This is a genomic window from Microbacterium sp. 69-10 (genome assembly GCF_001897945.1).
In the GTDB taxonomy this organism is placed as follows: Bacteria; Actinomycetota; Actinomycetes; order Actinomycetales; family Microbacteriaceae; genus Microbacterium.
The window spans coordinates 36,744-39,625 of sequence record NZ_MKRT01000012.1 but is presented as its reverse complement, the minus strand read 5'-3'; the positions used below and the strand labels follow the sequence as shown (position 1 = coordinate 39,625).

The window sequence follows — 2,882 nt, the reverse complement described above, 5'->3', positions numbered from 1 at the left end:
CGCCATTGTCGCGGACGCGCTTCATGTAGTCGTCTTGCTGGGCTACGGTCGCGATGATGTTGCGTGACAGGCGCAAGTTGGTTGCTCTCCGGAACAGCTCATTGAGCCGGGCCTGCCCGCTTCGTCCGCTCATGATCTCGCCGACGACGTGCGGCGGCAGCTGAAGCAGGGCGTTGGGCTGCATCGGCGCGTCCCTGTGCAGCCAGAGGATCTGCGAGCGGCCGTGCGCATTGAGGCCGGTCTTGCGATCGCGGTTCTCGCTGGTGCGGCGGTTCTGCTCGCTCACCCGCACCAAGCCCGCACTCCACACGGACTTCGCGTCGTCGGCCTGTGTGACCAGGACGATCTGCTCGAAGCTCTCAATGGGGAGCATCCAGGCGCCGGTATGGGAGTACTTGCAGTCCACTTCGTGGTTGGCGATCGAGAAGTCGAGCACCTGACCGTCATCGAGCCGCAACTCACGCTGGAGGTTGATCTCAGCGAGGGTACCGAAGTGGGTCTTCTCGGTCTTGAACAGCTGATCGAGCCGGTACCGGCCCGTGTGCTGGCCGTCGTAGAGCTGGTCGAAGGTCGCACGGAACACCTTCGCCATCCGCTGCCCGTCCGGATCGAGGGCTCGGAGCACCGTAGCGACCTCGGCCACCGCGTCGTCGTGCGGAGGCTCTTCCAGTTCGAACAAGCCCATGCGACCACTCTAGAAGGTAGACCCCTTGACTCCTGGTCCCCGAGTCAAGTCGCCGCCTGATGCGGCGGTCGCTGACTTCGCCGGCAATCCGACCCCCAATATCCGGAGTGGCATGAATGAGAAGTGCCCGTGCGCCTGCCGTGTCCGATGGCATTGCTAACCTGACGCTTAGGCGGTGACCGAAGGAGCTGGCGCTATGGCGGGAGGATACGAGGATTGGCAGCGGGTGCTTTCTGCCGCCTTCCTCATCCCGCCCCAGGGCCCAACTGTGCTATTCCTCGATGACAGCGAGCTTGCCCGCTTCCGCCCAGAGGCGGAGAACGCGGCCGACGACCTCGCCGAAGCGGTACGCAGCAGGCTCAGGCTCGTCGATGGCCGATCCATGTTCGCGCCCATCATGGCTTCTCACCGGCAATGGCAGCGCAGCCCGCAACTTGACCCGCCGCCGGTTCTGCCAGTTATCGCCCTTACTGTCCTCGCAGCGACCAGGATGCGATCGGACGCGGATGCGCGCTCGACTAACTACTATCTCCGGCTCGCGCAAGCACTCTGCCCAGGCGCCGACGTCGAGGCCATCGGGACACTCCGCAACGATCTCAGAGAGGGCGGTGCCTTTCTTGACGTCGTGGAGATGTGGCGCGGGCTGCACGGCTGGATAGAAGCGCAAGACGGCGCCATAGGCGCCTCGACCATCCGGGACCACCCCCACCTCCAGCGGATCGGCTACCCGCTGTCGCAAGCACTCGTACGCCAGAGCGACCGCATGGCGCTCACCCGCTTCTTCCAGGCTCTCGACGTCACTCCCGGTGCCGTCCCCGATGCTCGCGTGATTGCCGCCGCGCTCGATGTCTGGACAGCAGCCGCTCAGAACCGTCTCAGCGAGGCATTCATGCGGGCCCTGGGTGACGCGGACCTCCGCCCGCTCCTCGCCATCGTCGTCGAGGCCCACGCGCAAGCATGGGACGGCCGGGTGCTGACCGGCGAGGGGAAACAGCGGATCGAAATCCGGCTGAGCATCGATATCGACGCCTGGAAGGCTCGTTGGCTTTTTCCTATTCCTCCGGGCGGCCCCGACAAGCTTGCTGTGCTCGCGCCCGGCAGCGACCGGGAAGTAAGCCTCACGTCTGTTACTGGACTTGACTATTACTCGGTCCAAGGAAGCCCGGCAGTGACGCCGGAGTTGCTGTCTTCCGGGCTCCGGCTACGAGGTAATGAGTTCACGGCAGAGTTTCCTCCATCCCCCGTGCTTTTCCTGAGCCCGGACGCGCAAACGGGTGCCTGGACGTCCGTACCTGGAATGCTTCCTTTCGAAGAGCATCTGGTCGCTATTAGCGCCCCTCACGTCACGGAGTTTCGGCAGGTACTCAGCCAGGCCGCCGTTGACGGCTGGCGCCTCCTCCCTCAGCGTGGATCTGTTCTTCTCTCCGGATATGCCCTGTTTCAGGGCGTTCGCTTTACTAACGGAGGGATACTCGAGGAAGCCCTCGCGGGGCTTCCGGGCCTTCGTCGCATCGGCGTCACGCCCGCTGCCATCCCTCGTGCCCGGCTCGTCCGTGGCCTTCCTCTCGCCACATCGATCTCAGGCACGCACTATCTCATCGGCGGCGAACCGGACCTGCTACTACCCTCTGGGCCCGACTCACGCACCGCGACCGTGACACTCGACGGTCGGCGCGAACAGCTCCAGGCAAACGGGTTTCCGCTAGAGCTGCGCCGCTTCATCAGCGACACGGGCCGTCACATCGTGGACGCAGACGGGCAAGAGCTCTCCTTCACCACGCTGGAGGAAGGGCCGGACCCTTCCCAGCCACCCGGCACAGCCTCACTTGGCTGGACTCAGGACGCTCAGATGAGTGCACAAGGCCACCTGCTCGCCGTAACTGGCGCCCGCGTGAGTGACCCGTCGGATTCGTACCCCATCCTCGTGCGTCGCGGCCGGGACGAATCTTGGCTCCTGCACGCTAACGGACGCACCGAGCGCCTGGCGGAAACCGAACCGCCCGTGTTCCTATCCAGCATCGACATCGAGCTCCACTCACCGTGTTTCGAAATCAGTGCCGCCTCAACCGCCCGGTGGCTCGCCCAACGACGCGGAAACCGATGGCGGCTCACAGAGATCGGTTCATCAAAGCCGAACGAGTATGACCTCGACATCGATGTCCTCGACGCATGGAAACGGGCATGCAGGGACGCCAAC

At 64.4% G+C, this 2,882-nt stretch carries 2 protein-coding genes; one reads left to right on the top strand and one right to left on the bottom strand.

The window, feature by feature from the left end:
* The coding region (locus BGN97_RS04780; RefSeq protein ID WP_292698479.1) for a NaeI family type II restriction endonuclease at window positions 1-685 on the bottom strand (685 nt) is incomplete at its 3' end.
* A gap of 196 nt (window positions 686-881) precedes the next feature.
* Between BGN97_RS04780 and BGN97_RS04775 the strand changes: the two genes are divergently transcribed.
* On the top strand, window positions 882-2,882 hold a 2,001-nt coding region (locus tag BGN97_RS04775), incomplete at its 3' end, for a hypothetical protein (protein ID WP_292698477.1).